The sequence below is a fragment of the Gemmatimonadota bacterium genome, assembly GCA_026706845.1.
GTDB lineage: Bacteria > Latescibacterota > UBA2968 > UBA2968 > UBA2968 > VXRD01.
In genome coordinates, this window is record JAPOXY010000065.1 from 1 (window position 1) to 6,146 (window position 6,146).

Consider the following 6,146-nt stretch of genomic DNA (forward strand, 5'->3'; position numbering starts at 1 on the left):
CTATGGCCTTTATACTCAACTTTTTTCTTTACCCTTTATTATAGCAATCACCGTTTCACACTTCCACCGGTAACCCTACAAATAACCGACTATACTCATCTGTCAATGGATCGCGCTCGCCCTTTTGCGCTGCGCGGGCAAATACCACACCCGGCTTTTCCGACCTGCGTGCCCGCGCCAAAACGCCATACCCACCGGGCGCACTCTGCGTTTCCAGATCGCTCTGAATCGCCAGCATCTCCGCCAGCGCATTGGCCAAACCCCAGCGCGCCCCAATCGCCCGCGCAAAAAGTTCCTCTGGCGTCAGCCCTTCTCGAAAACCGTGCTTCAAGGGCGTAAATCCACCCTGATCATTCCGCGTCACGCCCTGGGGAGCCACATAAAGTCTAACCTGCTGCCAATTGGCACGCGCACCACATGCCACCAGAAGCGCAGGGACCCCGAGATCATCGTCGTCATATTCGCGAAACCGCGCCAACACAGCCGACACCTCATCGGGATAATCGCGCCAGACATCTGGGTCATCGCCCTCTGGCGGATCGGGACAGTCGAGCGACGAACCGATAAACGCACTCATCGACGCACCTGTCTTACGCGCGGCATCAAACCCTCTATCCCATAATCGCGCTGCCAGATCCAATGCAGCCTTCGAGCCATCGCGCGCCATTGCATCCGCCATCCAGTCCATCACCTGATGCTTATTGACAAATAACCCTTTGCGCTCAACCTCATCGCCGACAATCTCCGCAATCTCCTGCCACCCCTCATCCGTCATACTCATATACGCCAGACCAAACAGCGCGTCGTGCATCGGGTGTACCTTCTCGCGTGCAATTAGCCCCGGATCCCGATTCAGATGCGCCACTGCCGACAGATGCTCTTCAGCTGACCGTTGACCGTCTTCGGTCACCGGCACAAAAATCGCCACCTGATCGCCGTCAAAATCCATATTCATCATCTTGCAAATCGCCACACTCACGCGCACCGCATCATCTGCCACGCGCACCGGACGACACGCCACAAAAGCCATTGGCGAAAACGCGGGATTGCGAAGCACCACAGTCCATAACTCAGCCATAGCCGCATCCAGAGCTTTCTCTGCTTTTCTCGACCGCCTATCCACTTCTTCAACTCCCACCTCTCGCGCTGCAAACGGCCCAAACAACGTCCACGCCATTTCTTCCGGCACACCGACCTGATCGTATCCCAATTCGGGTGCGGGCACAGTCACCGAACGCCCGCTGAACAACGCGCGCGCCTGAAATTGCAAACGCTGCAACTCGCAAAACGCGCGAACCCGCTCAGACAGCGTCTCAACCGCGCGGTCCACCAGCACATCTGGCGCACCATTGGCAATCATCTCCGCCAATCGGTCATTGGCTTCCAGCAATGCGCGGGGCACATCTCTTCCACTCACATGTGTCAGCGAATGCCCCGGCAGCCACGGATGTGGAACCGAACGCGCAAGCGCGACATCCCCATCGCGTTTCAACGAAAACTCGGTGCCGCGTTCATCCAGCGCAACAGCCACCCCACCTTTCGATAAATGCCCAATTAGCTCATCAAACTGAGGGGACGGCGCATTAGGAGTAACGGGTCCCGCCACGACGCGGTCAGATAGAGTATCGGCATCATCTCGATCCACTGCGCACGTATTGAACAAATCGTCAATCACCCCAAAAGCACCCGCTTCTCGCAACGCCAAAAACTCTGTCTCACCCAACCCTTGATCGCGTTGACCCGGCTTTACACCCATGTGAATTTTATCTGCTGCCAGATGCAACGTGCGCCCCCAATATACCCACCCTACAGTGGTGCGGCGCGGCAGCGTCTCCCCATTCACCGTCAGCGTCTCCATACCATCTTCAGCCAGCCCATTAGCTCTCAAACGAGCGCGTATCTCATCGTCCTTTGGCGCATTGAGCGCGGGAATAATAACCGGCTCTCCCTCGGCCTTTGCAATGCGCCCGGCCACAGATTCGCGCAACTGTCCAATATTCAACCGCGACGGCAAACCACACACACTCACAATAAGTTCTACAGGCGTACCATCTGGCAATTTGGGCATCTGTTCATCTCGCAAAATGCGCGACACCACCCCCTTAAAACCGTGTCGATTGCTCAGCTTATCGCCCGGCGCAACGCGATTGGGCAGCATCATCCGGTTCGCCGCAGATTCGCTCATCACAACCGCATCTTCGAGTGTATCACCATTCCACGCCATAAAGGCGGTCAGCAAATTGTACCCCGTCCAAAAATGCGGATCGCGCGGTTCACACCCCGTTTGCACCAGCGCGGGTTCCGACTCCAGTGTTTTGCCGTCATATTGCGCGTGATACGCGTGCCACACACCCTGCTCATCGCGCTGCATATCGGGGCTTGGCGCACCAATCCACTGCCGCATCATATTCACACCCATCAAAACGCGATTGGTATCATTGTGTTCCAAAAACGGAACCACCGAAGCACCTATGCCCAGCCGTTTTTCAGGCGCATCGTCTTCAATCACCAGCTTGCCATCGCGAATCGTCGCTCCCTGAGCCACCTCTAAAATCCGCGCGAGATTCGGTCCCTCGGGCGTGCAATAAGGACACACGCGCCCATCGTGTGACGGATGATAGCAATTCTCTATCCCCTCATCGGCCTCACCGATAATTGGGATCAACGTCACCCGCCGCAAATGAACGCACATATCCTGCAAATTGGTCGCCTGCAAAGACTGTGATGTGGGTTCTTCCATAAAAAATGTGTGAATCCAATCTCCCAACGGCAACCACGTTTCAACTGCATCTCCCAGCATCTCTGGCATATTTTCCAACCGCTCGGCAATATAATCGCGCAATTGCTCCCCTACACACCGAATCTCAGCCCGCGCCAAATCCACATCAGTCGGCGCGGGAACCACCGTTAGAAAAAAGCCATCTACCTTAAACCGTCCCCAATCGTCGGACTGAGGGATATCTTTGTACACAACCTCTTGTCCCCCCTGAATCGCGAGATGCAATTCACAGGTATATTCATCCACTGACACCACCTGATACCCCGCCAGCGACACCCGATTTGCCAACAACTCGGGCAACCCCTTTTGAATAAACGCATCCCACGAAATTTTATGCCACGGCGCCTTTACTGAAAGACTCATCAAATTCCTCCTCTCTATGTTAAAAGACACTTCTCAGAGAACTGTATCGCTCTTCTGCCTGGTATCATTTTTGGAACCTGTTTCTATGGCCTTTTTATCGCTGCACAAAACTCGGGATCATCGGCTATATCGCTAAATTCAGGTGCTTTACTCACTTTGTATTGGTCAAAGCGCGAAAAAAAGACACCTCGTTTGAGAAGCGACAGAACTTTATCCCGGTCTCTCTCAGTCGCCCAAATCGATGCCGCGAGCCACAAGTAGGAATACTCCGATCGAATACCAAGCTCAATGGCGCGTTGGAAAAGCGGGATGGCCAGGTCGTATTGTTTGGCGCGATAAATTGGTGCAGCGGCATTGTGATACAGCCCCCACAGCACTTGACGTTCTTCTGCTGTTAAATTGTCCCGCACTTCAAATTGCTCTTCTAAACGAGAGGTCGTAGATTTTGCAATTTGCCTCACCTGCGATATTTCGTTCATCCTGCCATAAGCATCCATCTCAACACACCTCGCATCTCCCCACGTCTCAAATGCCTCTGACCAACCGGGATCCTCACGACTGATTTGATCCAGATTATCCACTTCCAATAGTGCTTCTTGTAACTTTTGACACCAACCCAATACTATTATCGCGGAGCGCACATAATAACGCCTCATGAATCTGTTTCGCGATGTGGGCGCAATATCTTTCATAAGATTGTGATAAATTTCCAACCATGCATCGCTTTGACCGGTCTTAAACCAGCATTGAGCCTGTGTGCCATCGGACATAATCTCAAATAAAAGTCCTTCATTAGCTGGAACATCCTCCCGTTTCGTTCGCCAGGGCAAAAAATCCCACAGCCAATCTGTGGAAATCAACCACTCGGGTTGAGGCAAAACCCGCATTGCCCAGTTCAAATAGGCTTTCTGACTTTCTACAGCTTTTTTATTTTTGCCCAACATTGCCAAATTATCAGTCAAATGCCATCTTGCCCAGGCTTCTTCCTGTATAGACAAAGGGCGCAGCAAGTATTTTTGCAACAGTTTAACAATCTCCGTTTTATCGCCTAACCAGTCCAGCAACTCCATCCCGCGATGCACCATTTCCGAGTCCCAGGATGCTTTTTCGATCTGGTCGTAGAGCACAGATTTGCCTTTCTCCAACATTGAGCGATCTGTCTGTCTCGCATCCTGCACATATTGATGGCGATAGGTTTCAACAATCTCTACAATGGACGGTGCGGACATTATACCTCCTTTGGTGAACTGCTACTGCTGTTTACCCTCTCCCATACCTCCGACCCCATGCCTCTGCGAGTTGCTTGCGCGCGTGGAACAGCCGCGATTTCACTGTACCTTCTGGAATCGCCAACTGTTCGGCAACTTCTCGAAGCGTCACCTCATCTTCGTACACCATCTGAAATATCTCGCGTTTTTCCTCTGGCAACGCATCGATCAACACCTGCAAAATGCGCCGTTGTTCAGCCCGTTCTAATTGCACATCGGGTCCCAGCGCAGCCCGATCGATCATCCACCCCGGAACGGGTTGTTCTTCGTCCTCCTCATCGTAAAGCGAAGGCATTTCCAGAGGCTGTTCGCGACGGCGACTTTGGCTTCGCAATTGATTCAGCGACAAATTTCTCGCAATTCGAAACAACCATCCCCGAAAAGACCCTTGTCCCGACCATTGATCGGCCCGATTCCAAACTCTGAGAAAAACCTCCTGTGTCAAATCATCTGCTATGATCGGATCCCGCGTCACCCAACGCAGATTCTCAGTCACCTGCGCCTGATAGCGCACAAACAGAATCGCAAAAGCCTCTTGATCCCGCGCCACAATTCGCTGCATCAAAATCGCGTCCGATGGTGTCAAAAAATATCCTCCTGTGGGAATCGACACCGCCCAATGCCCGAAGGTTCAAAAAAAAGCGCAGCCCTGATGGACTGCGCTTCTATTACAGATATGCCTCGTGCCTCTCACTCCTCGTCTTCAGGCTGATCTGGCAACAAAAAGACCCCTGTGAAAGGGCTGAAAGACACCTCCTCTAAAAATTCAATTTCCGCCTCAAATTCGCGTCGAATCGCCAGGCGATCTTCCGTATCTTCAACACTGGTCTCGAGCTGTCGATCCATCAACTCAAAAACCTTACTTCGCACCTCCTCCCTCATCTTCCCTTCTTCAAAACATCTCTGGCGAAATGCCTCAATCTGCACATCCGATGGCAAAAGCGATTCCATATCTAATGCCAGTGCCAGAATGAGATTGCGCAGCAATCCGTCATACGTGCGTGCTTCAACAGCCATTTCTACCTCGATCAGCGCAGCTTTGGGAATAGACCGCAAAAACGCAAGCCGCCTGAACGCAACCTGATAAGCCTCATAATCGCGCTTTGGATCAACCAACTGGGATTCATCCTCATCATCATCCTGGGGACGCATCCACGTCTCTGGTACCGCGGTTGCCCAGCGGGCTATCGCGCGATATTCGGACTGCAAAAATTTCACTTCGGGGCGCAACAACATTGCCCGACACATCTGTGCCATTTCTTGCAAACGAAAAAATGCGATCTCATACCCGCGTTTTCGACACGCCTCAAACTCTCCTTGCGCGATAATATCCACAGCCTGGTTTAAATCACTCTCTGCACGCGCCTCCAAACCGAGATCCATAGAAATCAGCGCCTGCCGCACCCCGTGTTCCAAATTCTCACGCCTGATTGCAATCCCTGACCGGTAGCGCTTGCCATAGTGCAACCCCTGCAAGCGCAAAAAACCCAAAAGCGCATCTCCAACATTGGGCGGCAACTTTTCAAAGCGCGTCCCCAATTCAATAACCTGCCCCACAAAACTCTCGGAATCAATGCGAAACCGACTCAAATCCAGCGTGGCAAGCGGATTTTGCACAGAACGCTGTTCACTGTTCATCGTTCCTCCTCTCCCAAGCCCCGCGAATGACGGACCGCATCAAATCGGCATCCGCATCGAAAAGTGCATCCAGAACTTCCCCGACATCGGGATCCTCT

The 6,146-nt window shown here is 52.6% G+C and carries 4 protein-coding genes; all 4 read right to left on the reverse strand.

Translation table 11 applies throughout. The annotated features are described in order from the left end of the window. Positions 1-55: 55 nt before the first annotated feature. Positions 56-3,142, reverse strand: coding sequence for a hypothetical protein (locus OXG87_06475; GenBank protein ID MCY3869185.1), 3,087 nt, complete (start codon positions 3,140-3,142; stop codon positions 56-58). A gap of 83 nt (positions 3,143-3,225) precedes the next feature. Beyond that, on the reverse strand, positions 3,226-4,371 hold the full coding sequence (locus tag OXG87_06480) for a hypothetical protein (protein ID MCY3869186.1): 1,146 nt from the start codon (positions 4,369-4,371) through the stop codon (positions 3,226-3,228). Between the two features lie 31 nt (positions 4,372-4,402). Next, positions 4,403-4,996, reverse strand: coding sequence for an RNA polymerase sigma factor (locus tag OXG87_06485; protein MCY3869187.1), 594 nt, complete (start codon positions 4,994-4,996; stop codon positions 4,403-4,405). A gap of 104 nt (positions 4,997-5,100) precedes the next feature. After that, positions 5,101-6,048, reverse strand: coding sequence for a hypothetical protein (locus OXG87_06490; protein ID MCY3869188.1), 948 nt, complete (start codon positions 6,046-6,048; stop codon positions 5,101-5,103). Positions 6,049-6,146 lie beyond the last annotated feature (98 nt).

Coding starts and splice junctions, on each gene's coding strand:
- OXG87_06475 (MCY3869185.1), bottom strand. CDS start 3,142: ATGAGTCTTTCAGTAAAGGCGCCGTGGCATAAAATTTCGTGGGATGCG.
- OXG87_06480 (MCY3869186.1), bottom strand. CDS start 4,371: ATGTCCGCACCGTCCATTGTAGAGATTGTTGAAACCTATCGCCATCAA.
- OXG87_06490 (MCY3869188.1), bottom strand. CDS start 6,048: ATGAACAGTGAACAGCGTTCTGTGCAAAATCCGCTTGCCACGCTGGAT.